The sequence below is a fragment of the Rhizobium sp. N324 genome, assembly GCF_001664485.1.
In the GTDB taxonomy this organism is placed as follows: Bacteria; Pseudomonadota; Alphaproteobacteria; order Rhizobiales; family Rhizobiaceae; genus Rhizobium.
The window spans coordinates 2,168,869-2,193,433 of record NZ_CP013630.1 but is presented as its reverse complement, the minus strand read 5'-3'; the positions used below and the strand labels follow the sequence as shown (position 1 = coordinate 2,193,433).

The following is a 24,565-nucleotide window of genomic DNA, read 5'->3' as shown; positions in this document are numbered from 1 at the left end:
TTTAGTGGGAGCCGGGGTCCGCCCGGCTCCCACCGCTATCCTACTTTTCCGCGCAGGCAGCCCAGGAACGCCAGGTGGCTTCGTTCTTCTTCGCCCATTCCATCGCGACATCCTCGACGGTGCGGCCGTTGACGTCGACCTCGTAGACCAGTTGGCCGAGTTCCTTGCCGTCTATGGTGAACTTGCGCGTGATGTCGTAAGCGCAGGGCCAGACCTTTTCACCGGCGGCCCAGGCCATCTTCTTGATCCAGCCTTCCGGCTTGCTGCAATCGTAGGCCGCTTTCGGGTTTACGCCCCAGGACGGATCCGAATAGCAGGCGGACTCATAGGGCGGGAATTTGATGAACGAGCCCTCGAAGACCGTCGGCGCCCAATGCGGCTCGTAGACCCACAGGATGATCGGCGCCTTGCGCTCATAGGCCGATTTCAGCTCGGCGAACATCGCCGCGTCCGTGCCGGCATGGACGACTTCGAAGGGCAGGTCCAGCGCCTTGATGCGCTCTTCGTCGTAGCCGCCCCAGCTCACCGGGGCGCCGAGATACCGTCCCTTCGGCGCAGTCTCCGGCGTCGAGAAGGCTTCGGCGCAGTTCTTCAGCGCCTTCCAGTCCGGCAGTCCCGGGCACTTCTCCTCCATATAGGCCGGATACCACCAGTCCTCCTTGGCGTGCGGGCCGAGCTCGCCCATGTCGAGGATCTTGCCGGTCGCGAGCGATGCGGAGAAGACCTCGTTCTGCGTGGTCTGCCAGGTCTCCAGCGCGATCGTCAGGTCGCCCGCCTCGAATCCCGGATAACGGGCGGTATCGTCGGCGACTACCTTTTCCACCTTGTAGCCGTAGGTCGACAGGATGATGTTGAGGATCTCGGTGTCGATCGCCATTGACGACCAATCGGCGATCATCAGCTTGATCGTCTGGTCGGACTCCGGCTGGAAAGCCATCGAGGGAGAGGCGTTCGCGACGCTGAGCGCCATGATTGCAGAAGTGATAAGCCGTTTCATTGCATTCCCCTTTTCGTGTTGTATTGCAGTTCAACCCTTGGCGTACCAACCGTTGTCGACGTAAAGCGCCAACCCGTTGACGAAGCTCGCCTCGTCCGAAGCAAGCCAGAGCGCTGCGGCCGCCACCTCCTCCGGCTCGCAAAGCCGCCCCTGCACCGAATGCAGGTCCGCCTCGTTCCACTTCTGGCCGAGCCCGTCGAGCTCGTCGATTTCGCGAAGCCCGTGGGCTGTCTTCACAAAGCCCGGGCAAACGGCATTGGCTCGAATTCCCCGGTCGCGATATTCGATAGCAATGGAGCGGGCGAGCTGCAGGACGGCACCCTTGGTCATGCAATAGAGGCTTTCGAGGCCGAAACCCTTCTCGCCGCCGATCGACGAGGTGATGACGATCGAGCCGCCGCCGTTTTCAAGCATGTGCGAGACCACTTCGCGGCAGACCACGAAGGACGAGCGAACGTTGATGTTCATCAGGCGCTCGTAATCGCTGTCGGTGCTTTCATGCAGCGACTTGACGATGATCGTGCCGGCATGACTGAAAAGCGTATCGACGACGCCCCATTTGGCGACGATTGCCGCAAGCGAGGCACGGACCGCCGCAGTGTCCGCCGCGTCGGTCTGCAGGAACATCGCCTGCCCGCCCGCCTTTTCGATTTCGGCGACAGCGCTGCGGCCGGCCTCCACCTGGATGTCGAGGATCGCCACTCTGGCGCCGGCGGCCGCGAACATGCGCGCGGCGGCCCGCCCGATCCCGTTTGCGCCGCCGGTGATGATGGCCGTGCGCCCCCGCAGTCGCCCGTTCACCACCAGCTCCTTCGACATGTTCGCCGCGACGTTCATGATGCCTCCCACAATGGATCAATGGTATGAGGTTAATACCATTAAATCCGAAGGCAGTTGTCAAGCGCATTTTGAATACGGGAAACAGGATGAATTCAGGCCGGTTCGACCTGAAATCCAAATCCTATTCCGTATGAACGAGTTAGAGCATGACGTCGTCCGAAGACCGTGCGCAGTTTTCGGCATGCCGCCCTGAAAAGATCAGGCGGCGTTTCGGGTCAATCGGCGGACGGTATCCCAGAGCTGGGCGTGCAGATCCGTCATTGCAGCCTCTGAGGAGGCGATGTCCTCGCTGCCGAGCGCTTGAAACAAATGCTCGAAGGATTTCAATGCCGTGGACGCGGTCGCTTCGGAGCCCGCCTTTTCGAAGGGCAGAAACAGCTCGGCCAGCCCGTCTTCGATGGCGCGCGACAGCAGAGGGTTCTGCGCTGCGTCGCCGACGGCAAGGAAGAACAGGGCTTCGGACTGTTTGCGCTGCGGCCCGTTCTCCGCCGATGTCATCATATCCATCGCCTGGCGCATGCGCTTGAGGTCGGCGGTACCGCGCCGAACCGCTGCCAGACGGGCGGCCGCCAGCTGGTTGACGGTCAGGAATTCGACCACGCGCATCGTCGTCGCCGGCGCCCGGGTCATCCGGCGGCGCGCGAGCTGACTCAGCCGCTCCTCGTCGGTCACGAAGGCGCCGCCCTGGGCGCCGCGCCGAACCGTAATATATTGATTGGTTTCCAGCACCCGCAGCGCTTCTCTCAGCGTCACGCGGCTGATGCCGAAGCGGTCGGACAGTTGGCGCTCGGCGGGCAGCCGCTCGGCCGGCAGCAGCAGCCCGGAATGGATCTGGCGCTGCAACAGATCGACGGCGAGGCCGTGCGCCGCCTGCGGTTCGACTTGTCTCAATCCCCAAAGCACGATTCACACCGCCGTGAATGTATTGTCGACGAAGATCTCGGCGCCGTTGACGAAACTGGACGCGTCGGAAGCAAGGAAGAGCGCGACTTCCGCCACCTCTTCCGGCTCGCAGATGCGCCCCTGCATGGCGTTGACATCGTTTTCCGACGCAAAGACACCATAGCTGCGCAATTGTTCGATCTCATGCTCGCCATGATGGGTCCGCACGAAACTCGGGCAGATCAGGTTGGCCCTGATCCCCTGATCGCGATATTCCACCGCCAGGGCGCGCGCCATCTGATGCATCGCCGATTTCGAGGCACAATAGAGAGCCTCCAGATGCGTCGCCGCACGCACGCCTGTTGTCGAGGTGAAGATCAACACGCCCTTGCCGCGCTCCAGCATTTCCGGCAGCACCAGCCGGGTCATCAGGAATGCGGATTTGGCGTTGTTGTCCATCAACTCGTCCCATTCCTCGAGCGTGCACTCCAGGAACGGTTTAACGATGATGATGCCGGCATGATTGAAGAGGATATCGACGCGGCCGAAAGCCTCATGGGCCGCCCGATAGGCAGCTTCAGCCTCTTCCGGCCGTGAAATATCGGCATGAACGAAACGGACGTCGAGATTGCGGGCCTGCAATGCGGCCACGAGCGCCCCTGCCGCTTTTGCATCCCGGTCGGCGATCATGACGCGGGCACCCTCTTCGGCAAACAGCTTTGCGCTCGCCGCGCCCGCGCCATTGGCGCCGCCGGTGATCAGGACCGATTTGTTCTGAAGCCTACTCATGGTATAGGCTATAGACCATTGCTCGCGACGCGTCCAGCGTCGGCCGCCTACAGAGCCACCCCGCTGCCGCGGTCGAAGACGTGGACCTGGTCGCTGGCAATGCTTGCCTCGAACACCGTGCCGTAGCGGGCGGGGTATTCGCCATCGACGATGGCGGTGACTTGCTGGCCGGCGAGGTCGAAGACCACATGGGTCTGGGCGCCTGTGGGTTCCACCAGCATGGTGCGGCCGGCAAGCGGCGTGCCGGCCGACAGGCCGGGAATAAGATGTTCGGGGCGCAGGCCGATGGTGACGGCCTGGCCGGGCCTGACCCGGCGGTCGGGCGCGATACGGATCGCCGTGCCATCTTCGAGGCGGGCGGCGGGCGCGCCGTTTTGACCCTCCACCGTGCCGTCGAGCATGTTCATCGCCGGCGAGCCGATGAAGGCGGCGACGAAGAGGTTGGCCGGCTTCTTGTAAAGTTCGAGCGGCGTGCCCGACTGCTCCACCCTGCCCTGATTGAGCACGACGATGCGGTCGGCGAGCGTCATTGCTTCGATCTGGTCATGGGTGACATAGATCGAGGTCGTCTTCACCTTCTGGTGCAGCGTCTTGATCTCCGAGCGCATCTGCACGCGCAGCTTCGCATCGAGGTTGGAGAGCGGCTCATCGAACAGGAAAACGGCCGGGTTGCGGACGACGGCGCGGCCCATGGCGACGCGCTGGCGCTGGCCGCCGGAAAGCTGGGCCGGCTTGCGGTCGAGCAGCGCGGCAAGATCGAGCATGCGGGCGGCCTCGGCAACGCGGGCCTCGATCTGGGGTTTGGCGACGCCGGCGAGCTTCAGGTTGAAGCCCATGTTTTCAGCGACCGTCATATGCGGATAGAGCGCGTAGGACTGGAAGACCATCGCGATGTTGCGCTCGCGCGGTGTCATGGCGTTGACGATATTGCCGCCGATGGCGATCTCGCCATCGGTGATCTCCTCAAGGCCGGCGATCATCCGCAACAGCGTCGATTTTCCACAGCCGGACGGGCCGACCAGGGCGACGAATTCGCCATCCTCGATATGAAGCGAAATGCCGTGGATGACGTCGACGGCGCCATAGGCCTTGGTTACATCGTGCAGTGAAACGGATGCCATGATTGCAGCTCCAATAGTTCGGCTCAGGACTTGACGGCGCCGGCGGTCAGGCCGGCGATGATGTGCCGCTGGGCGACGAAGAAGACGATGATAGTCGGCAGGATGGTCAGGGTGATGAAGGCCAGCACCAATTGCCATTCCGTGCCGTATTCGCCGCGATAGACCATGATGCCGAGCGGCCAGGGATATTTCGATTCCGAGTTCAGCATGATCAGCGGCAGGATGTAGCTGTTCCAGCTGCCGACGAAGGAGATGATGCTGACGGTGGCGACGATCGGCCGGGAGAGCGGCAGCGAGATATGCCAGAAGAACCGGAGATAGCCGCAGCCATCGACGAAGGCCGCCTGAAACAATTCTTCCGGAAGGTTGCGGAAATAGTTCCGGAACAACAGGATGCTCATGCCGAGGCCGAAGGCCACCTGCGGCAGCACCACGCCCCAATAGGTATTCAACAAGCCGAGATCGCGGATGCGGATGAACAGCGGCAGGATCGCGGTCGCTGCCGGAAACATCAGCCCGAGCAGGAAATAATTGAGCAGGAAGGACGAACCGAAGAAGCGCACATGGGCAAAGGCGAAGGCCGCCATCGACGAGACGATCAGCGTCAGCAGCACGGTGAGCGCTGCAATGATCAGCGAATTGCCTATCTGCAGCCAGTAACGCTCGCCGAACAGGATGTCGGTATAATTCGCCCACTGCCATTCCGTCGGCAGGCCGAAGGGATTGGTGCGCAGGTCGCCCAGCGTCTTGAAGCCGCCGAGCGCCGTCGTCAGCAGCGGGATCAGCACGATGGCGGCAATCAGGGTCAGCGACACGTAGAGGTAGATGCGGGTCGAGGCGCGCATGCGGATGGAAGAGCTCATATCAGTCATGGCGCATGAAGATCCTTTTGTAACCGAAGGCGAGCGTCACGCAGATGATGAAGAGCACGACGCCGACGGCGCTGCCGAGACCCACCTGCATGCGCATGACGCCATAGGTGTAGAGAAAGGTGACCATTGTCTGGGTGGAGTTGGACGGGCCGCCGCCGGTGAGCGGCATGATCATGTCGAAGAGCTGCAGCGAACCGACGACGGCGAAGAAGATGGACAGACGCAAGGTCGAACCGAGCAGCGGCAGCGTGACATAGCGGAATTTCTGCCAGCCGGTGGCGCCGTCGATTTCGGCCGCCTCAAGCACGCTCTTGTCGACCGATTGCAGCCCGGCGATGAACAGCATCATGTGAAAGCCGAAATATTTCCAGACGATGACGCCGAGCACGGCGTAGATCGCCACATCCTTGTCGGCAAGCACATAGGGATTGGCGAAGCCGAAGAAGTTGGAAACGGCGGCAAACAGCCCGTAATCGCCGTCATAGACGAAGCGCCAGATCAGGCCGGCGGCAACATCGGCCAGCACATAGGGCAGGAAGAAGATCAGCCGGTAGCCGACGACGCCCGGGATGCGGTGGGCGAGCATCGTGGCAAGCCAGATGGCGAGCGGCACCTGGATGCAGATCGAGATGACGATGATCAGGCCATTATTGACCAGCGCCTGGGTGAAGGCCGCGTTGCGGAACAGCACCTGGAAATTGCGGAGCGCGATGAACTCGGTCGGCGTGCCGTAGCCATTCCATTTGTAGAGGCTGTACCAGGCCGCCTCGCCCATCGGCATGATGACGAAAAGCGTGAAGAGCAGCAGCGCCGGCGGCAGAAAGAGCAAGAGCACCGCCAGCCGGTCGTGGGCGACCGAACTCCTGCTGTTTGCGGCTCTGCGTGCCGGCCTTGCGGCAGTCGTTATCGAGGGGACTGAAATATTGGCCATTGGTCCTGCTTTCGTTCGTCGGCAGCAATGCCGGCGCTCCGCTTGATCGGGAGCGCCGGGAAGGCTCTGCGGGCGCTGGTTATTGTTCCAGCTCGAAAGCGTCCTGGATCATCTGGGCGCCATCGTTGGAGTTCATCTGGCCGGAGACGATTTCCACCGAGACGTCGTTGACGACACGGCCGACGGCCGCACCGAGATCCTGGTCGAAGAAGTTCTGATGCCAGGTCGAACCGGCAAGCTGTTTCGCCGATTCGGCCAGCAGCGGGTTGACGACGCCATCATCGGCCCCGACGGCCACGGGCAGAAGCATGCCTGATTTGGCCATCGCCCGCTCGTTCTCGGCGTTGGTGAGGAAGGCGAGGAAATCCAGCGCCTCCTTGGAGGCCTTCTTGGTGACGGCCCAGCCGTTCAGGCCGCCGAGCGTATCGGTCGGCTTGCCGGCGCCGCCCTCGACCGTCGGGAAGACGAAACGGCCGATATTGTCTGAGGAAAGCCCCTTGCCGTCGCCGGCATTCTTGCGCTGGTTGGCCTCGGTCGCTTCAAAGCCGAGGATCATCGCAGCCTTGCCGTCACCGAAGACGCCGAGCGTCTGCGGCCAGGTGGCGCCGAGATAGCCGGGCTGGAAAGGCTCGAGCTTGCCGAGTTCGGCAAGATCGTCGCCGGCTTTGATGATGGCGGGATCGAGGAAGCCTTCACCCTCGCCGTTCTTGGCGGCGTCGAAGACCTTCTGGCCGCCTTCGCGCATGACGAGATAGCTCCAGTAGAAATGGATCGGCCATTTCTCGCCGCCACCGCCGGCAATCGGCACGATGCCGGCCGCCTTGATCTTCTTCACCGCCGCGAGGAAATCAGTCCAGGTCTTGATGTCCTCGGCCTTGACGTCAGCCTTGGCAAACAGCGCCTTGTTGTAGAAAAAGCTGACTAGGCCGACCTTGTAGGGAATAGCCCAGGTCTTGCCCTCGAAGGTCAAGCCGTCGACCGAGGCCGGGGTATAGGCCTTGCGCAGCTTGCCGCCATCGGCATCAAGGGCTGCCGTCACATCCTGCAGCGCGCCGGTCTCGGACTGCTGCTTCAACACGCCGCCGCCCCAGCTGAAAAAGAAATCCGGCACGTCGTCGGATTGCAGCAGAGTGGGAAGCTTGGCCTTGAAGGCCTCGTTTTCGAGGAACTGCATCTGGATGTCGACGTCGGGATGCTGGGCTTCGTATTTCTTGACGATGTCTTCCCAGGCCGCGACGTTTTTCGGGTCGAGCTCGAGATGCAGCCATTTGACCACCGTCGTCGCGGAGGCGGCACCCGCTCCCGCCAGCAACATGCCGGCTGCCGCGGCCATGGATACGATGCGCCTGCCGCCGAAAGCGGCGTTCTTCAGCATAAAATTCATGATTTTCCTCCCGGGGACCTATCCTCACAATTTTTCCCCAATGCGGATTAATTCAACGGAGCTTTTGCCGGATGTCAACCCAATTACCGCTATTTTTACCAAATGCGCTTGACAGCCTCACGGGATTGCCTGCTATTTATTTCGTAACCCGTTAAAAATATTGGGTTCCGCCCAACGAACGATGCCGGCTAGTTTTTCATGAAGACCGCAGATCCAGAATTGATGCGCGCGATCAATCGCTTGAACGTGCTCGATACCATCCGGCGCCACGGTCCGATCTCGCGCATCGAGATCAGCGAACGCACCGAACTCTCCACCACCACGGTTTCCGCCATCACCGCCTCGCTGCTCGACGACGGGCTGATCCTGCCGCGCCACGAAGGCGATATCCGCAACGAGGCGGTGCGCGGCAGGCCGCGCGTGGCGCTGGAGCTCAATCCTGATGCCGCCCGCGTCGTCGGCGGCAAGATCGCCGCCAACCGGATGGTCTTCGTCGTCACCAATTTCCGCGGCGACGTGCTGTCGAAACTCGCTTTGCCGATCCGCCTCGACCGGCAGCCGATCGGCGTCATCGCCGATCTGGTCGAGGATGGCGTGCGGCGCTGCGTCGTCGATGCCGGGCTGTCGCTTGAGGATGTCGACAGCGTCTGCCTCGGCTTTCCCGGCGTCATCGAGCACCGCACCGGCTACATCAGAAGCAGCCCGATCTTCCGGGACACCAATGTCAATTTCGCCGCCGAGATGTCGACGCGGTTGTCGACGCCGACCATCGTCGAAAGCGATGCGCATGCCATCACGCTCGGCCACCACTGGTTCGGCAAAGCGCGCGATCTCGAGGATATGGTGTTGATTTCATTGGAGCAGACGCTGGGGCTCGGGGTGCTACACGGCAACCGCCTGTTTCGCGGCGCCGGCGGTCTCAGCCACAATCTCGGTGACCTGGTGCTCGGCATGGGGCCGAGCGGCGTGGTGCGGCTGTTCAGCCAGGCCGGCGAAAGCGCCATCCTCGGCGAACAGCAGGCCGATGGGCGTTTTGCCGAAGCCATCCGGCTCGGGCGCGGCATGACGCATGCCCAGGCCCTGATCAAGGCCGATGACGACCGGCTGATCGGCGCCGCCATCCGCGCCGGCGAAGCGGTGGGATTGACCATTGCCAATATCGTCACGCTATTTGCGCCGCCGCGGGTCATCCTTGTCGGGTCGAGCCTGGCGCTCGGCGAGCCATTCCTGAACAGCCTGCGCGACGCCTATGCGCTCGCCATTCCGCCCTCACTGAAGGGGGTGAGCGAACTCGTCTTCGACGATTCGAGCGACGATTTCTGGGCGCAGGGTGCCGCTGCGGTGGCGCTCTACGAACTCTACGAATCGCCCTGGAGCACCACCGGGCCGGCACTCTGACGGGTGTCACAATCACGATCAGATGGAGGAATTCATGGAAAGAGTCGGTATCGGCATCATCGGATGTGGCAACATTTCGGGCGCCTATCTCAAAGCGATGGCCTCCTTTCCCATTCTCGACATCCGCGGCGTCGCCGATCTCAACCGGGAACTGGCGGAAGCCAAGGCGCGTGAATTCAACGTTCCCGCCAGAACGGTCGAGGAGCTTTTCGCCGACCCCAAGGTCGAAATCATCGTCAATCTCACGATCCCGAAAGCCCATGTCACGGTCGCGCTGCAGGCGCTCGAGGCCGGCAAGCACACCTATTCGGAAAAGCCGCTCGGGATTAATTTCGCGGAAGGGAAAAAATTGGCGGAGGCCGCCAAGGCCAGGAATCTGCGCATCGGCGCAGCCCCTGACACCTTCCTCGGCGGCGGCCATCAGACTGCCCGTGCCTTGATCGACCAGGGCGTGATCGGCCGGCCGGTCGGCGGCTCGGCGAGCTTCATGTGCCCGGGCCATGAGCGTTGGCATCCGAATCCCGCCTTCTATTACGAAGTTGGCGGCGGGCCGATGCTCGACATGGGTCCCTATTACATCACCGATCTCGTCAATCTGCTCGGGCCGGTCGCTCAAGTGGCCGGCTTTGCGACGACGCCGCGGGCCGAACGGCTGATATCAAGCGAACCGCGCAACGGTGAGCGTATTCCCGTGCATGTGCCGACCCACGTCGCCGGGATGATGGCTTTTGCGGGCGGCGCCGTCGTCCAGATCGCCATGAGCTTCGACGTCGCCGGCCACAAGCATGTGCCGCTCGAGGTCTACGGCACCGAGGGCACGCTTATCGTGCCCGATCCCAACAAATTCGAGGGCCCTGTCGAATATCTCAGGAAGGGCGGCCAATTCGAGGATCAGCCCCTCACATCTCCCTATGCCGATGGCAATTATCGCTCGCTCGGCGTCGCCGACTTGGCCCATGCGATCCGCTCCAACCGGCCGCATCGCGCCAATGGCGATCTGGCGCTGCATGTGCTGGAGGTCATGGAAGCCTTCCACACCGCGTCTGCGACCGGCCGGACGGTGGCGATCTCAACGGCCGTGGAGCGCCCTGCCCCCTTATCGCAATCCATCGTCGACGGACGGCTGGCGAAATAATTTCAGGAGGAATGACTATGCGTGAAGCACTGATCGTCTGGGGCGGCTGGAGCGGCCATGAGCCGCAGGAATGCGCCGAAATCATCAAGACCATGCTCGAGGAGGACGGCTTCAAGGTCTATCTCGAACATGGCACCGAGGCGCTGGCCGACCCGTCCGTGCATGATCTCAGCCTCATCGTGCCGATCATGACGATGTCGAAGATCGAGAAGGAAGAGGTCAAGAACCTCGCCGCCGCCATCGAGAGCGGCGTCGGCATCGCCGGCTATCACGGCGGCGCGGGCGATGCCTTCCGCGACTCCGTCGACTATCAGTTCATCATCGGCGGCCAGTGGGTGGCCCACCCCGGCAACATCATCGACTATACCGTCAACATCACCCGGCCGGACGATCCGCTGATGGAGGGGATTGCCGATTTCCCCTATACGTCAGAGCAATATTACATGCATGTCGACCCCTCGAACGAGGTTCTGGCGACGACGAAATTCACCGGCGAGCACGCCTACTGGATCGACGGCGTCGTCATGCCCGTCGTCTGGAAGCGCAAATACGGCGAGGGCCGGGTTTTCTATTCCTCGCTCGGCCATCAGGCCAAGGAGTTCGACGTGCCCGAGATGAAGACGATCTTCCGCCGTGGCGCCAATTGGGCGGCGCGCTGAAATAGGGCTTCGGGGAACCAAAAGACCCCTCCCCAACCCCTCCCCACAAGGGGGAGGGACTAAGATGCGGCACCGCTTCACATAAACTCTATCGTATCAATCTGTCGAACGGCAACCAGCCAATACGACTCTGCTTTCGCTCGCCGCCAGACACCACAGCTTAGTCCCTCCCCCTTGTGGGGAGGGGTTGGGGAGGGGTTTTTGGCAATCTCAGCGCAGAATCAACGCCGTCCCATAAAGCCCCAATGCAAACACCGTATGCGCCAGCAGATTGAAGCACCGGACCTTGTTCGGGGTCGGATGTTTGGAAGCGGCCCAGCCGATGCCGAGGCCCGGCTGCAGCAGGAACCACCCTGCCCCGACGGTGACGATGCCGAAGATCCAGGCGGGGAGGAATGTCGGGGCGGCGAGCCAGCCCTGCCCCATGACGAGGGCGAAGATCACGCCATAGACAATGCCGACAGCGTAATGGCTGAACCAGCCGAGCGCCAGTTCATTGGCATAGGGTTCGGCATCGGCGATGCTGTCGTGAAAGACCTTGCCGCGGCGGAGATGCCAGAACCAGCGGCCGACCGGCGCCCAGTTGGGCGGCGTCTGGCCGAAGACCTTGGTGAGCACGATCGCCCAAAGGTCCATAAGGATGGTTGCGCCGGCGCCGATCGCCAGGCCGCGCCACAGAATTTCGAACATTGGGAATCACCGGAGAGCGTTGAATTGCAGAGGTGCCAAGAAAAGCACTCCAGACAGGCCGGTGCAATGGCTTCGCACGCTCCACTTTCATTCGCTGTCGGCATGCGGGATCGACGCGCTGCCGACGGTATCGCCGCTGATATCCTCTGCAAACTTGCGCATCAACCGCACCAGCTCGTTGAAGTCGTGCTCGTCCCAGCGCTCGAAGATGGCGCGGCCGATCCTTTCGCGTGCCACGTCGATGCGGTCGGTCATCGCCTTGCCTTTCGGGCTGATGACCGCCTCGCGCACGCGGCGATCGGCGGCACTTCCCCGGCGCTCCACCAGACCGAGGCTTTCGAGCTTGGCGACCTGACGGCTGACGGTGGTGTAGTCGCGCCCGGCGCGGTCGGCGAGCTCGACCACGCCGATCGGGCCGAGGCGTTCCACCGTGACCAGCAGCGGAAACAGCGCACGATCGAGCGAAATTCCCGCCTCGCGGACCATCTGCTCGTCGCGCTGCGGCCGGTTCATGACGCTGACAATCTCGATCAAAGCCCCATGCAACTCACGAAGCTTTTCGGACATGCGTGTATTTTGCACATTATTTCTTGACGCCATATCGATTCTCCAATTATGTGCATAATACACACATGGAGATGGCGATGACACAGAATTCTACAGTCGACGTGCTGATATCAGGCGCCGGTGCTGCCGGCCTGACGCTGGCGATCGAGCTGGCCCGGCGCGGCGTCAGCTTTCGCCTGATCGAGAAATTGAACGACCCGTTCCGCGGCTCGCGCGGCAAGGGCATCCAACCAAGAACGCAGGAGGTCTTTGAGGATCTCGGCATCCTCGACCGCATCGTCGCACTCGGCGGCCTCTATCCCCGCCAGCGGGTATACAGTGACGACGGAAGCTTCACAGAGTCCGACGCCGTGCTGCGCGAGGATCCGACGCCGGCCGAGCCCTATCATCTTCCGCTGATGGTGCCGCAATTCCTCACTGAAGCCGCGATGCGGGAACGCCTCATCGAGCTGGGGCACCGTCCAGAATTTGGATGCGAACTCATCGGCTTCGAGCAGGACAAGGAAGGCGTGACGGCACGGCTCAAGAGCCAATCCGGCGAGGAAGCCATCCGCGTGCGCTGGCTGGTCGGCGCCGATGGCGGGCGCAGCTTCGTGCGCCACGCGCTTGATATCGGCTTTCCCGGCAAGACGCTCGGCGTGCGCGCCATCGTCGCCGATGTCATGCTGACGGGTCTCGATCGCGACGCCTGGCATCGGTTCGGCGAAGGCGACATGCAGCGGCAGATCGGGCTTTGCCCGCTCGCCGGAACGGAGCTGTTCCAGATCCAGGGACCGATCCCGCTTGAAGGCGAGATCGATCTTTCCGCGGCGGGTCTGACCGCACTGGTGGCGGAGCGCATCGGCCGCGACGATATTCACGTCCACTCGGTTTCCTGGGCGTCGGCCTTCCACATGAATGCCCGGCTTGCCGATCGCTACCGGCTCGGCCGCGTCTTCCTGGCCGGCGATGCCGCCCATACGCATCCGCCGACCGGCGGCCAGGGTCTCAATACCAGCGTGCAGGACGCCTATAATCTCGGATGGAAGCTGGCGGCGGTCGCCGGCGGCGCGCCGGATGCGCTGCTCGACAGCTATGAGGAAGAGCGCCGCCCGATCGCGGCGGCGATGCTCGGTCTTGCCACCAGCCTTCTCGATGCGCTGAAGCGCGGTGACATCAGGCGCGGCCGCGAGGTCCATCAGCTCGATATCGGCTATCCCGAATCTTCCCTCGCGCTGGAAAAGCCGGCGCGGCGCGGCGGTCTGCCGGCCGGCGACCGGGCGCCCGACGCGCCGCTGACGGGTGCGGCCGGCCAGCCGAGGCGTCTGTTCGACCTGTTCAAAGGCACCCACTGGACGCTGCTCGGCTATGAGGTCGGGCAACTCACCGTGCCGCCTCGCCCGGGGCTGGACATCCACGGGATCGGCCGGCGCGGCGATCTCCTGGACAATGGCGGGCACTTCCGCGAGACCTATGCTCTCGCCCCAGGAGACTGGGTGCTGGTGCGCCCGGATGGTTATATCGGCGCCATCGTCGCCTCGGCCGATACCTGGGCGCTGGAAGCCTATCTCGCAAACGCCGGTTTCGAGCATGATGCCTGAGCGCCAGGCCGCGGGAACTCCATGAAGTCTGCAGTTCGAACGCCGGGCCGTCACCCGTCTGCGCGGATTGCTGGGGTCGGCGCGCGCGTCGGCCGGTCTTTACCGTCAATGAGAGACAAATTTGATGAGCGACGAACTGTGTTCGACCGACACGGCCGTAGAGACTGTGCCACAGCGGCTTGACTGGCGGCTGATGCTGCCGGTTTTCATCATCGTCAGCCTCGATGCCGCCAGCAGCGGCGCCATCCTGCCGATCCTGCCCTTCTTTCTCAGGGAGCTGGGGGCATCACCTCTGCTTCTCGGGTTCGTTCTCGGTGCGGAAGCGCTCAGCCAGTTCGTTGCCGCGCCATGGCTCGGGCAGCTTTCCGACCGTTTCGGGCGCAAGAGGATCCTGCTCGCCAGCCAGGCCGGCGCACTCGTCAGCCTGTTGCTGCTGGCGCTCGCCGGCAGCGTCGTCTTCGTGCTGCTGGCGCGGATCCTGCTCGGGCTTACCGCCGCCAATTTTTCTGCGGCGGCAGCCTATGCCGCCGACAACAGCAGCCCCGCCACCCGGCGCCAGGCCATCGGCCTACTGAGCGCCGGCCTCGGTCTTGGCGGAATGATCGGGTCGAGCCTCTCCGGCTATCTCGCCGACATTTCATTGACCGCGCCGATTTGGGCGGCGTTGGGCCTGTCGGCGGCCAGCCTCTGCGTCACAGGTCTCTGGCTGAGGGGCGCTCATCCGCCCGGTCGGCTCGGCGACGACGGCGAAGAGGCCGGGGCGATCGGCGAGAATATCTCCTTTCGAACCCTCCTCGCCTCGCCGGTCATTCGCGTGCTGATCGTCGTTCTTCTCTGCCACTATTTCTCATACGGCATGTTCAGCTCCCAGCTCGCCGTCTTTCTCCAGGACACGTTCAGCTGGAACGAGCATGCCTTCGGCCCGAAGGAGCTGGGCTATCTGCTCACCGCCGACGGCGCGATCAACATCTTCGTTCAGTTTTTCCTTTTAAAATGGCTCGGCGCGTCTTTCTCCGAACGCGGCCTGATCGTCCTGGTCTTTGCCATTCTGGCGATCGGCTATGTCGCCGCCGGTCTCGCTGCCGATATCCCCACCCTCGCCTTCTCAGTGCTGCTCATCAGCACCGGCGTGGCCCTGGCGCGGCCGACGTTCGTCGCAGCCCTCTCCGTGCATGTTCCCAGGCGACGTCAGGGCGTGGTCATGGGCGCAACGCAGTCGCTTGTCGCCGTCACCGAGATCGTTACCCCGGTCCTTGCCGGCGTCATTCTCGGGCAGAGCCTGTATGGCGCCTGGATCGGCGCCGTGGTGGCGATCACGCTCACCGGCGCCGTCATCGCCGGCAGCCGGTTGCGCCGGATTGATCCGGAGACCACAGGCGGCTGACGCGCGCTGCGGGCTCCGATACTGCCGGCACCTTTCAGAGGATGTCGCGCTCGTATCGCGGCTTCCAGCCGCGGGTCATCCCGCGGCTCATTGCCCGCTCCGCCAGTGCCAGTTGCTGGCGGAGATGTTTGCAGTCATCGAGCAGCGAGCGGATCGCCGCCTTGGCGTTGTCGTCATGCCAGGCCAGCACGGCTTCGACTTCCCAAGCACGATCGGGCCAAACGGGATCGGGCCATGCTGGATCTGGCTCCTGGATCTTTGCCGGCTGCATCAGTTCAGCGCCAATGGCAATTGGACCGGACGCGGCAAGGGCGGGAGCGGCCGGCTGAGTTCGACCTTTTTCTGCCAGGCAGCGCGGCGCAACTGATCGCGCTCGCGCGCCGCACGGGATGCTTCGACAAGGGCTAGGGCGTTGGCGATCACCTGTTCCGTATGCGTCATGACCATCTCCAATGTTCCTGTTTTGTTCTATATTAGACTTCCTTCCGACAAAGTCAAGTCGAGGGGATCTGGTGTTGAAAACAGCGGATCAGACGGGCGTTCAGTCGGCAGCTTCGATGACGGCGATGCCGGCTTCCTGCGCGGCCCTGATAAAGGATGCCCGCACCTCATCCGGCGGCAGATCGCCGATAATCGCATCCAGGCATGACTTCACGGCTTCGAAATAGTCTTCGCCGTCGTCGACCGGCCAATCGTGCAGCAGCGTGCGCGCGGCATCCCACACAGAGTTAATAACGGCATAATGGCCTAGCCCTATCGAGGCCAAGCCGACCGGTCGAAAATTTGCCGTCTGTCTCACTTTGCTACAGCTTTTCCAATTTCGGTGGGCTTACGAGTTAACGATGCAATTTGCGTGCCGTGGAGCGGCCGGGAACCGGCATGCTCTTCGCCCCCTCCAACCAGGCGCTTTCAGAACATGCAATGCTCGCGGCGTCCCGATCGGCGCCGAGAAACTCGCACTCAGTTACCAATCGACAGATTATGGTAAATATCAGGCTTGCCTTCCCGATCCACTCATTAAAATCCCACTTTTGCCGAGTATTCTATAGAATTTATAGCAACGTATTCGACTTTTCTCGAAGCAACCGCCGGAATATTCATTCAACGATTGTGCCAAAGGTGGACGCGGAAGCATCCAGACCGTACAATGCCGTCTCTTGCACGCGGCGGATCTGGGAGGACGCGCGATGCCCATCTTCATGGACCGGCACTTTCTCGAAGGTACCTCGCCCGCCGAGGTTGCCCAGGCACATCGCATGGACATCGACATTCAGGATCGATACGGCGTCAAGTTCCTCACCTACTGGTTCGACGAGCGGCGCGGGACGGCCTTCTGCCTGGTAGATGCGCCCGATATGGCAGCTGTCCAATGCGTACATCGCGAGGCGCACGGCTTTGTCGCCAACGAGATCGTCGAGGTTGCCCTGTCGGCGGTGGAGGCCTTTCTCGGCCGCATCAATGACCCTGATCCGGCGCCCGGCCAGTCGTCGCCGCAAATGGATCCAGGCCACCGGGCGATCCTGTTTACCGATATCGTCGGCTCGACCGAGATGACGGCGCGCCTCGGCGACCGCATGGGGACGGAGCTGGTCAGGGCCCATGACGCGATCGTGCGCCGATGCCTCGGCAAAAATTCAGGCCGCGAAGTCAAGCATACCGGCGACGGCATCATGGCGGCCTTCGCGGCGACGACGGCAGCCGTCGAATGCGCCATGGCGATCCAGCAGGAATTTCAACATTACAACAGCGGCAACAATGCCCAGCCGATCCACATCCGCATCGGGCTAGATTGCGGTGAGCCGGTGGAGGACAGCAACGACCTCTTCGGCTCGACCGTGCAGCTTGCGGCCCGCCTCTGCGCGGCCGCTTCCAGCGACCAGATCCTCGTCTCAGAGAATATCTTTCGGGAATATGGCGCCGCCGACCTCTTCGGCCACGCCTCGCGCCGACGGCTCAAGGGTTTTTCGAAGCCGATGATGGTCTTCCGTTGCGACTGGGCGAATGGCGGACTTGCTTGAGATTCCTTCAAGCCTGCGGCCACCAGAGAACATCTGCCTCTCGTACATGCGTGTCGTGATGCTTTCTGATAAAGAAATAGGCGGCCGCCGGATAGCCGGCCTGAACGCAAGACGCGCCGCACATAATGTGACGGCGCGCCCCTGCCTACTCAGTATCATCAGGCATTCCCGATATTTCGATCGCCCATCAGTTGTTCGAATTTGGGGGCGCCCTCGACCTTGGCAAGCACGCCCGACATCTTCAGAAAACGCCGGAAATTCTCGCGCGCGGCGCTCAGCGGGAAACGCCCGCTGGCGGTATCCCTGCACGCCTTCAAAAGCGTGTCATATGCAAGACCTCGTTTGTCCTCCGGCCATTCATCCAGAAAATCGAAGATTTCATCGAGACATGTGATCTCGGCGATGAAATGCTGACGATGAAGCAAAACCGGATCGAACCGAGTTTCCGCCATAGTATCCTCCCATTTATATTACTTTTTTATGGCTTAATATTACTGAAAAACCTCTATTTTTTCAAGACAAAATCGGCCACTTTTAACCAAAAGCATCCGCAACTACTTCCATAACCGCAGAATAGCTCCATAAGATTATCTTGAGTAAATTAATCAGTGATCGCACAAACTGACCGGTTTCGGATCAGCTAAGCGTGATCAAGCGCGCCGGAAGTTTTCGTATAGGCTCGTGACGGCATGGTAGATTGTGACCACGATCAACTCCGCAAGGGAGAACCCGGATGAACCGTTTTCTGACATTTGTAGCCGCCGGGGCGCTGCTCGGCGCGTCCGCGATTACGGCTTCCTGTACCTCGCCCGGCAAGCCCGATCCCGAAGATTTTCAGTATCAACGGGATACATCGATCAATCCGGCCTGCGCGGGTGGCTTCAGGCCCGGCAACGCGCGCTCGTGCAGTTATTGAATACCCAGGCGGGCGACATTTGGTCGGCGTCCCGCTGCGATTGCCGGGCCGCCGAAGCAAGCTGCTGCCGAAGCCCGCTTGCGAAAGAGCAGCCGCGGTAAGACGGCGATGAGTGGAAGCGCGCTGCGGCAATAGGGATGGTTTGGGAACCGCCAGCCCGCCACGCAGTTAAGTCAACGGGTCACAGTTGGCTCAATTCAAACAGGAGAACGGTTCCCAATGAACAATTTGATCTGGCTTGTCGGCGCTGTCGTCATCGTGCTCGCAATTTTGAGCTTCTTTGGCTTTCGCTGATTTAAACACCGTGCTGATGTAAATTGTGGCGACGGGCCGTCTCTCCACTCAGATGGAGATGGGACCCGCTGGCGCCAACGGATCGATAAGCTTCAGAGCGACTTGTCTCTCTTGGCGTGGATCGACGTGGCCGGACGCTATTGGCGCGCCTTGCCCGCGAGGTCGATCTGAGATCCGTCGCCGGTTTCATCGAAATTCACCGAATGTCGGTCGGATAGGCTACATCACCCCCCTCGACTTCTTATACACTCACGCGTTCGGCCTACCGGGGCCGGTCGCGAGGGAAATTGATGGAACGTCTTGGCGTGGATAAAGCGACTCAATCCAGGAAGCGGGCTGTAGAAGCCGACCACTCCGGGTTTGCCCGGGATGTTTCGGCTGTCAAAGTCGGCGACTGCCTGCTGGGGTATAAGGCAGTGCAGCGGCGCGCCCGGGGCGGCCGTTGGAACCATTTCCGCGGCCGGATGCGCGAGATCGAAAAATTGATCCGGCATCGCCATGGCGACATCGCACCCGAGGCGGATGACGCCTTGATCTATGTCGAGGTCATCGCCAGCCTCGCCCTTGTCGAATTCGGGCAGGACTTCGTCGACGTGGTTCTCGGCTGGGCGGCGCGATGGCTTCCCTGGGCGGGGAAAGCCGACCTGGAGGAAATCATCTACGAGCGGACGAAGGTGCGTTTTTCCGCCTTGTCGGCCGACGCGCTTGGCCACGCGCTGCATGTGAGTTACGCCGAACGCTGCGCCCTCGATATCCGCACGATCGGCGCCTTCGATGTGCCGAAGGGAAAAAGAGCAAAACTTCAAAAGGAAAAGCGGCGCCAGCGCGACCGAAACCGGAAAGAGGAGCAACGCCGCGCCGCCGGGGCGCTTCCCAGAGCCGACTATCTCGCCCATTCCTTCAGCCAGGCGCGCCCCTGGGAGGCTTTCGGCATCAGCCGCCGGACATGGGAGCGCCGCGGCAAACCCGTGCCGGAGGCCGAGGCGATATCGGATCGCGGCTCGATCCCGCTTGCCGCTTAGGTCAACCGGCTTCAGCCGGTGCTCCGAACCAGGTCGTCATCACCTCGTGGAGACCATCCGGCTTGCCCTCGCCCACCCACGCCACATAGCCGTCGGGCCGGATCAGCACTGCGGCTGGGGCAGAGACCGCGCCCAACGCCGGCAGTTCCCATGCGCCGTCGTATCTGGTGTTGACCGACTGGACGCGGGCCGACCACGGCGTGATGTCAAGGCTGCCGGGCGTGCCGAAATTCAGAAGCACTGCCCGCGCATTTCGGAGCAGCGCATAAACGCGCAACGGGCCATCGGGCGTGGTGAGGTCGAGGTCGGGCATGCGGCGGCCGAGCAGCGGGTGGCCCTCGCCGAGATCGTAATGGATGGCCAGTCCGGACATTTCGGCGGCGATCTTTTTGCGCGGCTCGTCCATGGCGAGGAGCTCCAGGACGATGTCCCGCAAGGCTTCGGTGCGGTCATCGGTCCGTTGCAAGGCGACCTGCGCCATCGTCGTGCGCAGCACGCGGGCAGCCACCGGATGGCGCTCGGCGTGATAGCTGTCGAGCAAGCTTTCCGGCGAGATTCCCTTCACCACCTGCGCCAGCTTCCAGCCGAGATTGACGGCATCCTGCACGCCGGTATTGAGGCCCTGGCCGCCCACTGGAGAATGCACATGCGCGGCGTCGCCGGCCAGAAAGATACGGCCCTTGCGGTAAGCCTCCGCCTGCCGAGACATGTCGGTGAACCTGGAAATCCACCTCAGGCTATGGATTCCATAATCCGTTCCGCATGTTTCGATCAGGGCTTGCCTGAGATCGCTGAGCGTCGGCTTGGCCGTGGCGCCCGCATTCTTTTCCGTCACCATGACGTTGATCGGACCTTCACTGGCAAAAACGACCTTGCCGTCGCGAATTTCATATTCCTCGCGGCCGAAGGCGTGCAGGCCGAGCACTGTGCGATGGACGCCGAGCGGTGGCTCCTCCTCCATCTCGGCTTCGGCGAGAATATTGCTGGTCGTCGCATCCCATCCCGGAAAGTCAATCCCGGCGATCTTGCGAACCAGACTGCGGCCGCCATCGCAGCCGACGAGGTAGCCTGCCCTGAGCTGGAAACCATCGGAGAGTTCGATGGTGACGCCGGTGTCGTCCTGCGCAAATCCGGTCAGCTCGCGGCCACGATAGATCGTCACCGGCAGTTCGCCGACCCATCCGGCCAGAATGCGCTCGATATGCTTCTGCCGCAGCGCCAGCCCGTAATTGTGCCGGGTCGGAAAATCGCTGATATCGAGCCGCGTGACGGCAAATCCGGTGACCTGGGCGATCTGTCCTTCAGCGAGGAACCGGTCGACCACGCCACGCTGATCGAGCACCTCGAGCGTGCGCGCGCTCAGCCCGCCGGCACGCGAACCGACGACCTCCTGGTTCGGCCGGCGCTCGACGATGGCGACATCGACGCCCGCCAGGGCCAATTCGCCCGCCTGCATCAGCCCCGTCGGCCCGCCTCCGGCAATCACGACGGCATGTTCTCTCATCTGCAAACTCCTCAGTTCCGCTTTCAGGCCGATATCTCAGAGCTCCGGGAAATGCCCAACCACTTCCGGAACGCCAAATTGACGTGCCTGCCAGGTGACGACTTTGCCTGTCGCAGGTTGTTCTCCCTATAAATAGAGATCCCTACTGGTTGGAAGGACTTGCGACAGGCGTTCCGGCCTTGCTTTCCAAAGCCATGTTGCCTGCCGCTTGCTGCTTTCCTGCCTGAGAATCCAGGCTTTTCAATATGACCCGACCGGGCCGGCGCGGATGTGGCAAGCGCTTTCCGCATTCATCTTTCGTTCTCGAAGGCGATCATTCGAATATTTGGCACAGCCTCACTGCGGCGCCGGCGCCTTTTGCGGAATCGTCTCGGCCGCCGGCCGCTCCGACGGATCGGCGGGATGGCCATAGAGTGTGTAGGCGGCGCCCGCCAGAATGCCCAGGACGAGAAGAGCGAGTACGTACAACATCATTCCACGGATTGCCGTTTTCGGTGTCTTGTCCATTACGACCTCCAAGATTGCTCAGTGTCAAATTCACTGCGAGCGCTTCTGGTTCCGAGAATGGAGGTCGGTCGCCGGTCGTTTGTCCCATATGCCGGGTTGCACTTCGTCAAAGTGGCGACCGGCACAAATAAGCCGCCGACCACATGCCGACGGCTGGAGATAGGCGATGTCCGTTCAGTTACCAGGCCTGGCGGCCGTACCAGTCGTCGATATCCCTCTTCGCACGGTCTTTTTCGTAGCCGTAGCGCTCCTGGATCTTGCCTTCGAGCTGATCGCGCTTGCCGTCGATAACGTCAAGGTCGTCGTCCGTGAGCTTGCCCCACTGCTCCTTTACCTTGCCCTTCATCTGCTTCCAGTTTCCTTCAACACGGTTCCAATCCATGGGTATTTCCTCCTATCGTTGGAATAGAGGAACGGAGACGAGGGTTAAGTGTTCCCATCGATAACGGCGGCCCGAAATGTGGTGATCCGGGAACAATCAGATCCGGATCCGGTTTAACTTGCACCCTTGTCCCTAGCGGAGGCGACGATGTGGGCAATCCTGATCGGTGCGGCTCTCATAATTGGAGGACTTCTTTTTCTCTTTCGGTCAACACTCAGCCGAAGGCCGAGTGACCCGCACCAGATGCCGCAAGGAGGCAGCACGCTGGAACCGCGGCACCAGGGTCTCAAATTCCTCGGCGTTTCGCAAAATTGGCCGGCCCTGGCGGTGATTGCGGTTGGCGCACTTCTACTGGCTTTTGGGAGCTATTCATGACAACGACGGACAAGGGTTTCACAACTCAGCCTCGTCATCGCCTGACCGAAACAAGGCCTCATAATTCCTGCCGCCATAGAAGATGTTGACGATCTCGACAGCCTCAGCAACGTGATAGGCAATCACCGCGGAATGCTCAAAGGGAACGATCCGTAAACCCATGGCCAGATCATTCCGAGGGCGCCCGCCATTCGGTGCATCGCCGATCTTATGGCACCTCGCCATGATTCGCTTGACGAAGCGATTGGCGGTGACGTTGCTCTGGCTGATTCCGGCAATATCGAGGTAGATCTGGCGAAGGTCGCCAAGCGCCTCCGGCCGATAGACTACCTTAGCGCGCCGCATTGCGAGAGGCTTTTTCCTGGTTTTTCATGAAGCGGTCCATTTCCGCTTCGGCCTCGTCTGCTGTTAAGCCCGGGCGGGGATCGTCCAGAGAACGCCGTATACGCGCGCGCATAGCGTTTAGCCGTTCGGCATCCTCAAGCCGCTGGCGCTGCCACACCCGCACCGCATCGCGCATCGCTTCGCTCGTGGTCGCAAACTCACCCGCCTCGACGGTATCGCGGACGCTTCGCAACATGTCAGCCGTGAGCGTAATCGTTACCTTTTCCGCATTTCGCATCGTCGCACACTTTCCACGGTTTCTTACAAAGTATGATAAAATCATACCTCGCACCAGAGAAATCAGAAGCGATGGTGGCCATTCCTCCTCCTCACAACACAACAACTCGCCCCGCTGTGGGACGATGCTGGGGATTCTGTAGGGCGGCTATCTGAGGAATAATCAAGTATCGAGCATGTCCCATTCTTCCCCAGTCACCCATCGCAGCGCGCTCAACTTCCCATTAATCATACCCCATTCGAAGTCACTCCACGGCCCGCAGTTCTCGATCCCGATTTCCGCTTCGGTTTTCCGTGCCGCCGCCTGAGCCAGTTTCCAAGTGCCCTCGGTAGTCATGCGCCTGCGCTGGACGGGCTTGGCGGCGCTCCACTCCTCATCACTAACCACTTTCTCTCGACCGCGCTCTATGTTGATCCTGAGGTTCTGGTGGCGGTTGTACCAAACTTGTCTGTACAGCAGGTGCTCGGCTTCGAGGATTTCGGAGAATCCGCGCACCTGTGTCGCGCCGTAGAGCTGAAGATCGTAGTTCGCCAGAAGATCCCCATCGAGGTCGTTAAGCAGGTCAGCCAGCGAAATCCAAAAGCGAGACCTCACACCGTCAAACAACGGCACGAGGTCGACATGGGGGTTACGGTGGTCGCCGCCCTCTTGGCTGAAGTCGGCCTTATTGTGAGTTATGAAGGCGAACTCGTCGCCTGCGCTGCCTGCTTGTTCAATTTCGTTGGCGTAAGTCTCGATGATGATGGCGTCGCCGATGCTGTTCTTCGGTCGGTGGAAGGGAGCGACACCGTTTAGCGCCCGGTCAGCGGCGCGGGCCTTAATGGCCTCGGTGGCGGGGACCGCCTTGGCAGCAAAGAGCAGTCGCTGGATCCGCTCGATGGATTCGTTGACCGCCTCGCCTTTGTAGACGGCCGAGTGATCCGCCTCGTTGAGTGCCTTAATGGTTGCTTCCAATCCTTCTCGTCTCCGAACCGCCGTACGGCGTCCCGGACTAGGCTGAAGTGAGACTGGAGACTGCGCTTCGCATCAGCGGCCACACGATCCTTATTCCGGAAGAACTCGTCCAAAACCACTTGAGGCACAATGAGCCCGAAATCTTCATGACCGAGAACGTCCTCAAGAGCCGCGATGATCGGCTGGCTCCTGTAGTCCTTGGCGAGATCCAACCACACGCACGTATCGATAAGAATGCGAAGCATGGAATCACCCTTTCGGGGCAGCCTAGATATTGCGGAAAGGATTCCGAAGAAGCAGAACGGCTTCAGGTTCGATCTTAGCCGCGACCGCGCCGAAACGTTAGCCAGGCCGGAGCGACAGCTAACGCCTTGTTAGTATGTCTTGCAAGTGATTGATTTCGAAGGATTTTATGGTGAGAGCGTCGGGGTTCGAACCCGAGACCTACTGATTAAAAGTCAGTTGCTCTACCGGCTGAGCTACGCTCTCCCTCTCCGCGGGTGAAGCACCCCGGCTGGAAGTGGGCGGAACATAGGCAGGCGACCCATTGCGGTCAACCGAAAAATTCAGCTTTTCCCGGCAGTCGGCACATTTCTTGCGGACGCACGGCCCTATCGCTTGCGGGCAAGGCCTATCCGTTGCGTGGCAAGGCACATACATTGCGAGCACAAGGCAAACGACGAGAAAATCGTCGGAGAGCTTGTCAGCGATTCCCTGGCGATGGTCTGCGACCAGTGAGAAA

The 24,565-nt window shown here is 61.5% G+C and carries 29 protein-coding genes, 1 tRNA gene and 1 pseudogene; 9 read left to right on the top strand and 22 right to left on the bottom strand.

Annotated elements, in window-relative coordinates:
• Nucleotides 1-40 precede the first annotated feature (40 nt).
• The 8 genes from AMK05_RS10630 to AMK05_RS10595 form a co-directional block, all read right to left on the bottom strand.
• Nucleotides 41-997: an ABC transporter substrate-binding protein gene (locus tag AMK05_RS10630; protein WP_064838422.1), complete on the bottom strand. Its 957-nt coding sequence runs from the start codon at nt 995-997 to the stop codon at nt 41-43.
• A gap of 30 nt (nt 998-1,027) precedes the next feature.
• Entirely contained in the window at nt 1,028-1,834 is an 807-nt protein-coding gene (locus AMK05_RS10625) for an SDR family NAD(P)-dependent oxidoreductase (protein WP_064838421.1), read from the bottom strand.
• 201 nt (nt 1,835-2,035) lie between these two features.
• Nucleotides 2,036-2,728, bottom strand: a complete 693-nt coding sequence (locus AMK05_RS10620) for a FadR/GntR family transcriptional regulator (protein ID WP_237352210.1) — start codon at nt 2,726-2,728, stop codon at nt 2,036-2,038.
• Between the two features lie 15 nt (nt 2,729-2,743).
• A complete protein-coding gene (locus tag AMK05_RS10615; protein ID WP_064838419.1) occupies nt 2,744-3,508 on the bottom strand; it encodes an SDR family NAD(P)-dependent oxidoreductase in 765 nt (254 codons plus the stop codon).
• 47 nt (nt 3,509-3,555) lie between these two features.
• Nucleotides 3,556-4,629, bottom strand: a complete 1,074-nt coding sequence (locus tag AMK05_RS10610) for an ABC transporter ATP-binding protein (RefSeq protein WP_064838418.1) — start codon at nt 4,627-4,629, stop codon at nt 3,556-3,558.
• 23 nt (nt 4,630-4,652) lie between these two features.
• Nucleotides 4,653-5,501, bottom strand: a complete 849-nt coding sequence (locus AMK05_RS10605) for a carbohydrate ABC transporter permease (protein ID WP_037138761.1) — start codon at nt 5,499-5,501, stop codon at nt 4,653-4,655.
• Complete coding sequence (locus tag AMK05_RS10600) at nt 5,494-6,432, bottom strand: carbohydrate ABC transporter permease (protein WP_064838417.1); 939 nt, start codon at nt 6,430-6,432, stop codon at nt 5,494-5,496. The genes AMK05_RS10605 and AMK05_RS10600 overlap by 8 nt, the downstream gene beginning before the upstream one ends.
• A 79-nt stretch (nt 6,433-6,511) precedes the next feature.
• The gene (locus AMK05_RS10595; protein ID WP_064838416.1) at nt 6,512-7,816 is read right to left on the bottom strand and encodes an ABC transporter substrate-binding protein; all 1,305 of its coding nucleotides are present in this window, start codon (nt 7,814-7,816) and stop codon (nt 6,512-6,514) included.
• A gap of 198 nt (nt 7,817-8,014) precedes the next feature.
• Between AMK05_RS10595 and AMK05_RS10590 the strand changes: the two genes are divergently transcribed.
• From AMK05_RS10590 to AMK05_RS10580, 3 genes are read left to right on the top strand one after another with little or no spacing between them, the layout of a single operon-like run.
• Nucleotides 8,015-9,214: an ROK family transcriptional regulator gene (locus AMK05_RS10590; protein ID WP_064838415.1), complete on the top strand. Its 1,200-nt coding sequence runs from the start codon at nt 8,015-8,017 to the stop codon at nt 9,212-9,214.
• A gap of 34 nt (nt 9,215-9,248) precedes the next feature.
• The gene (locus tag AMK05_RS10585) at nt 9,249-10,349 is read left to right on the top strand and encodes a Gfo/Idh/MocA family protein (protein WP_064838414.1); all 1,101 of its coding nucleotides are present in this window, start codon (nt 9,249-9,251) and stop codon (nt 10,347-10,349) included.
• Nucleotides 10,350-10,366: 17 nt separating this feature from the next.
• Nucleotides 10,367-11,008, top strand: coding sequence for a ThuA domain-containing protein (locus tag AMK05_RS10580; RefSeq protein ID WP_064838413.1), 642 nt, complete (start codon nt 10,367-10,369; stop codon nt 11,006-11,008).
• Between the two features lie 210 nt (nt 11,009-11,218).
• On the opposite strand, the gene AMK05_RS10575 is transcribed toward AMK05_RS10580, so the two are convergent.
• Both AMK05_RS10575 and AMK05_RS10570 read right to left on the bottom strand, forming a co-directional pair.
• Nucleotides 11,219-11,698: a DUF2938 domain-containing protein gene (locus AMK05_RS10575; RefSeq protein ID WP_064838412.1), complete on the bottom strand. Its 480-nt coding sequence runs from the start codon at nt 11,696-11,698 to the stop codon at nt 11,219-11,221.
• A gap of 87 nt (nt 11,699-11,785) precedes the next feature.
• Nucleotides 11,786-12,298, bottom strand: coding sequence for a MarR family winged helix-turn-helix transcriptional regulator (locus AMK05_RS10570; RefSeq protein WP_064838411.1), 513 nt, complete (start codon nt 12,296-12,298; stop codon nt 11,786-11,788).
• 44 nt (nt 12,299-12,342) lie between these two features.
• Between AMK05_RS10570 and AMK05_RS10565 the strand changes: the two genes are divergently transcribed.
• Nucleotides 12,343-13,845 (top strand): FAD-dependent oxidoreductase, encoded by a 1,503-nt coding sequence (locus AMK05_RS10565; protein WP_064838410.1) that lies wholly within the window; start codon nt 12,343-12,345, stop codon nt 13,843-13,845.
• 124 nt (nt 13,846-13,969) lie between these two features.
• Entirely contained in the window at nt 13,970-15,229 is a 1,260-nt protein-coding gene (locus tag AMK05_RS10560) for an MFS transporter (protein WP_064838409.1), read from the top strand.
• Nucleotides 15,230-15,263: 34 nt separating this feature from the next.
• On the opposite strand, the gene AMK05_RS10555 is transcribed toward AMK05_RS10560, so the two are convergent.
• From AMK05_RS10555 to AMK05_RS10550, 3 genes are all read right to left on the bottom strand, one after another.
• Nucleotides 15,264-15,500, bottom strand: a complete 237-nt coding sequence (locus tag AMK05_RS10555) for a hypothetical protein (RefSeq protein WP_064838408.1) — start codon at nt 15,498-15,500, stop codon at nt 15,264-15,266.
• Complete coding sequence (locus AMK05_RS34500) at nt 15,500-15,670, bottom strand: hypothetical protein (protein ID WP_164735986.1); 171 nt, start codon at nt 15,668-15,670, stop codon at nt 15,500-15,502. The genes AMK05_RS10555 and AMK05_RS34500 overlap by 1 nt, the downstream gene beginning before the upstream one ends.
• Nucleotides 15,671-15,770: 100 nt before the next feature.
• Nucleotides 15,771-16,028: a DUF982 domain-containing protein gene (locus AMK05_RS10550; RefSeq protein ID WP_064838407.1), complete on the bottom strand. Its 258-nt coding sequence runs from the start codon at nt 16,026-16,028 to the stop codon at nt 15,771-15,773.
• Between the two features lie 388 nt (nt 16,029-16,416).
• On the opposite strand from AMK05_RS10550, the gene AMK05_RS10545 reads away from it, so the two are divergent.
• A complete protein-coding gene (locus AMK05_RS10545) occupies nt 16,417-17,247 on the top strand; it encodes a nickel-binding protein (RefSeq protein WP_064838406.1) in 831 nt (276 codons plus the stop codon).
• A gap of 158 nt (nt 17,248-17,405) precedes the next feature.
• Here the strand turns inward: AMK05_RS10545 and AMK05_RS10540 are convergent, their stop codons facing one another.
• Complete coding sequence (locus AMK05_RS10540) at nt 17,406-17,699, bottom strand: DUF982 domain-containing protein (protein ID WP_064838405.1); 294 nt, start codon at nt 17,697-17,699, stop codon at nt 17,406-17,408.
• A gap of 281 nt (nt 17,700-17,980) precedes the next feature.
• On the opposite strand from AMK05_RS10540, the gene AMK05_RS10535 reads away from it, so the two are divergent.
• Together AMK05_RS10535 and AMK05_RS10530 are read left to right on the top strand one after the other, a co-directional pair.
• Nucleotides 17,981-18,163, top strand: a complete 183-nt coding sequence (locus tag AMK05_RS10535) for a hypothetical protein (protein WP_064838404.1) — start codon at nt 17,981-17,983, stop codon at nt 18,161-18,163.
• 584 nt (nt 18,164-18,747) lie between these two features.
• On the top strand, nt 18,748-19,479 hold the full coding sequence (locus AMK05_RS10530; protein ID WP_064838403.1) for a hypothetical protein: 732 nt from the start codon (nt 18,748-18,750) through the stop codon (nt 19,477-19,479).
• A 1-nt stretch (nt 19,480) separates the two neighbouring features.
• Here the strand turns inward: AMK05_RS10530 and AMK05_RS10525 are convergent, their stop codons facing one another.
• From AMK05_RS10525 to AMK05_RS10520, 3 genes are all read right to left on the bottom strand, one after another.
• Nucleotides 19,481-20,983 (bottom strand): FAD-dependent monooxygenase, encoded by a 1,503-nt coding sequence (locus AMK05_RS10525; RefSeq protein ID WP_064838402.1) that lies wholly within the window; start codon nt 20,981-20,983, stop codon nt 19,481-19,483.
• Between the two features lie 336 nt (nt 20,984-21,319).
• Nucleotides 21,320-21,490: a hypothetical protein gene (locus AMK05_RS35185; protein WP_171899775.1), complete on the bottom strand. Its 171-nt coding sequence runs from the start codon at nt 21,488-21,490 to the stop codon at nt 21,320-21,322.
• A gap of 178 nt (nt 21,491-21,668) precedes the next feature.
• The gene (locus AMK05_RS10520; protein WP_064838401.1) at nt 21,669-21,872 is read right to left on the bottom strand and encodes a CsbD family protein; all 204 of its coding nucleotides are present in this window, start codon (nt 21,870-21,872) and stop codon (nt 21,669-21,671) included.
• Nucleotides 21,873-22,019: 147 nt separating this feature from the next.
• On the opposite strand from AMK05_RS10520, the gene AMK05_RS35535 reads away from it, so the two are divergent.
• Nucleotides 22,020-22,247: a hypothetical protein gene (locus AMK05_RS35535; RefSeq protein ID WP_082935645.1), complete on the top strand. Its 228-nt coding sequence runs from the start codon at nt 22,020-22,022 to the stop codon at nt 22,245-22,247.
• Between the two features lie 18 nt (nt 22,248-22,265).
• Here AMK05_RS35535 and AMK05_RS10515 read toward each other — a convergent pair whose 3' ends face one another.
• From AMK05_RS10515 to AMK05_RS10500, 5 genes and pseudogenes are all read right to left on the bottom strand, one after another.
• On the bottom strand, nt 22,266-22,592 hold the full coding sequence (locus tag AMK05_RS10515) for a type II toxin-antitoxin system RelE/ParE family toxin (protein WP_064838400.1): 327 nt from the start codon (nt 22,590-22,592) through the stop codon (nt 22,266-22,268).
• Nucleotides 22,579-22,869 carry a ribbon-helix-helix domain-containing protein gene (locus AMK05_RS10510; protein ID WP_064838399.1) on the bottom strand — a complete coding sequence of 97 codons (291 nt, stop codon included), beginning with the start codon at nt 22,867-22,869 and terminating at the stop codon, nt 22,579-22,581. Before AMK05_RS10510 ends, AMK05_RS10515 begins: the two co-directional genes overlap by 14 nt.
• A gap of 162 nt (nt 22,870-23,031) precedes the next feature.
• On the bottom strand, nt 23,032-23,823 hold the full coding sequence (locus AMK05_RS10505; protein WP_197678316.1) for a PIN domain-containing protein: 792 nt from the start codon (nt 23,821-23,823) through the stop codon (nt 23,032-23,034).
• A gap of 98 nt (nt 23,824-23,921) precedes the next feature.
• Nucleotides 23,922-24,068 (bottom strand): annotated as a pseudogene (locus AMK05_RS36200) (PIN domain-containing protein); the annotation flags it as partial.
• Between the two features lie 168 nt (nt 24,069-24,236).
• Nucleotides 24,237-24,312: transfer RNA gene (locus tag AMK05_RS10500), tRNA-Lys, on the bottom strand.
• Nucleotides 24,313-24,565: the final 253 nt, after the last annotated feature.

Bases quoted from the DNA above. Each gene is read 5' to 3' on its own strand.
- AMK05_RS34500 (WP_164735986.1), bottom strand. From the start codon at position 15,670: ATGACGCATACGGAACAGGTGATCGCCAACGCCCTAGCCCTTGTCGAA.
- AMK05_RS10605 (WP_037138761.1), bottom strand. From the start codon at position 5,501: ATGACTGATATGAGCTCTTCCATCCGCATGCGCGCCTCGACCCGCATC.
- AMK05_RS35185 (WP_171899775.1), bottom strand. From the start codon at position 21,490: ATGGACAAGACACCGAAAACGGCAATCCGTGGAATGATGTTGTACGTA.
- AMK05_RS10630 (WP_064838422.1), bottom strand. From the start codon at position 997: ATGAAACGGCTTATCACTTCTGCAATCATGGCGCTCAGCGTCGCGAAC.
- AMK05_RS10600 (WP_064838417.1), bottom strand. From the start codon at position 6,432: ATGGCCAATATTTCAGTCCCCTCGATAACGACTGCCGCAAGGCCGGCA.
- AMK05_RS10545 (WP_064838406.1), top strand. From the start codon at position 16,417: ATGCCCATCTTCATGGACCGGCACTTTCTCGAAGGTACCTCGCCCGCC.
- AMK05_RS10535 (WP_064838404.1), top strand. From the start codon at position 17,981: ATGAACCGTTTTCTGACATTTGTAGCCGCCGGGGCGCTGCTCGGCGCG.
- AMK05_RS10615 (WP_064838419.1), bottom strand. From the start codon at position 3,508: ATGAGTAGGCTTCAGAACAAATCGGTCCTGATCACCGGCGGCGCCAAT.
- AMK05_RS10515 (WP_064838400.1), bottom strand. From the start codon at position 22,592: ATGCGGCGCGCTAAGGTAGTCTATCGGCCGGAGGCGCTTGGCGACCTT.
- AMK05_RS10520 (WP_064838401.1), bottom strand. From the start codon at position 21,872: ATGGATTGGAACCGTGTTGAAGGAAACTGGAAGCAGATGAAGGGCAAG.
- AMK05_RS10595 (WP_064838416.1), bottom strand. From the start codon at position 7,816: ATGAATTTTATGCTGAAGAACGCCGCTTTCGGCGGCAGGCGCATCGTA.
- AMK05_RS10585 (WP_064838414.1), top strand. From the start codon at position 9,249: ATGGAAAGAGTCGGTATCGGCATCATCGGATGTGGCAACATTTCGGGC.
- AMK05_RS10530 (WP_064838403.1), top strand. From the start codon at position 18,748: ATGGAACGTCTTGGCGTGGATAAAGCGACTCAATCCAGGAAGCGGGCT.
- AMK05_RS10540 (WP_064838405.1), bottom strand. From the start codon at position 17,699: ATGGCGGAAACTCGGTTCGATCCGGTTTTGCTTCATCGTCAGCATTTC.
- AMK05_RS10580 (WP_064838413.1), top strand. From the start codon at position 10,367: ATGCGTGAAGCACTGATCGTCTGGGGCGGCTGGAGCGGCCATGAGCCG.
- AMK05_RS10570 (WP_064838411.1), bottom strand. From the start codon at position 12,298: ATGGCGTCAAGAAATAATGTGCAAAATACACGCATGTCCGAAAAGCTT.
- AMK05_RS10575 (WP_064838412.1), bottom strand. From the start codon at position 11,698: ATGTTCGAAATTCTGTGGCGCGGCCTGGCGATCGGCGCCGGCGCAACC.
- AMK05_RS10555 (WP_064838408.1), bottom strand. From the start codon at position 15,500: ATGCAGCCGGCAAAGATCCAGGAGCCAGATCCAGCATGGCCCGATCCC.
- AMK05_RS10525 (WP_064838402.1), bottom strand. From the start codon at position 20,983: ATGAGAGAACATGCCGTCGTGATTGCCGGAGGCGGGCCGACGGGGCTG.
- AMK05_RS10510 (WP_064838399.1), bottom strand. From the start codon at position 22,869: ATGCGAAATGCGGAAAAGGTAACGATTACGCTCACGGCTGACATGTTG.
- AMK05_RS10610 (WP_064838418.1), bottom strand. From the start codon at position 4,629: ATGGCATCCGTTTCACTGCACGATGTAACCAAGGCCTATGGCGCCGTC.
- AMK05_RS35535 (WP_082935645.1), top strand. From the start codon at position 22,020: ATGTGGGCAATCCTGATCGGTGCGGCTCTCATAATTGGAGGACTTCTT.
- AMK05_RS10560 (WP_064838409.1), top strand. From the start codon at position 13,970: ATGAGCGACGAACTGTGTTCGACCGACACGGCCGTAGAGACTGTGCCA.
- AMK05_RS10625 (WP_064838421.1), bottom strand. From the start codon at position 1,834: ATGAACGTCGCGGCGAACATGTCGAAGGAGCTGGTGGTGAACGGGCGA.
- AMK05_RS10590 (WP_064838415.1), top strand. From the start codon at position 8,015: ATGAAGACCGCAGATCCAGAATTGATGCGCGCGATCAATCGCTTGAAC.
- AMK05_RS10565 (WP_064838410.1), top strand. From the start codon at position 12,343: ATGACACAGAATTCTACAGTCGACGTGCTGATATCAGGCGCCGGTGCT.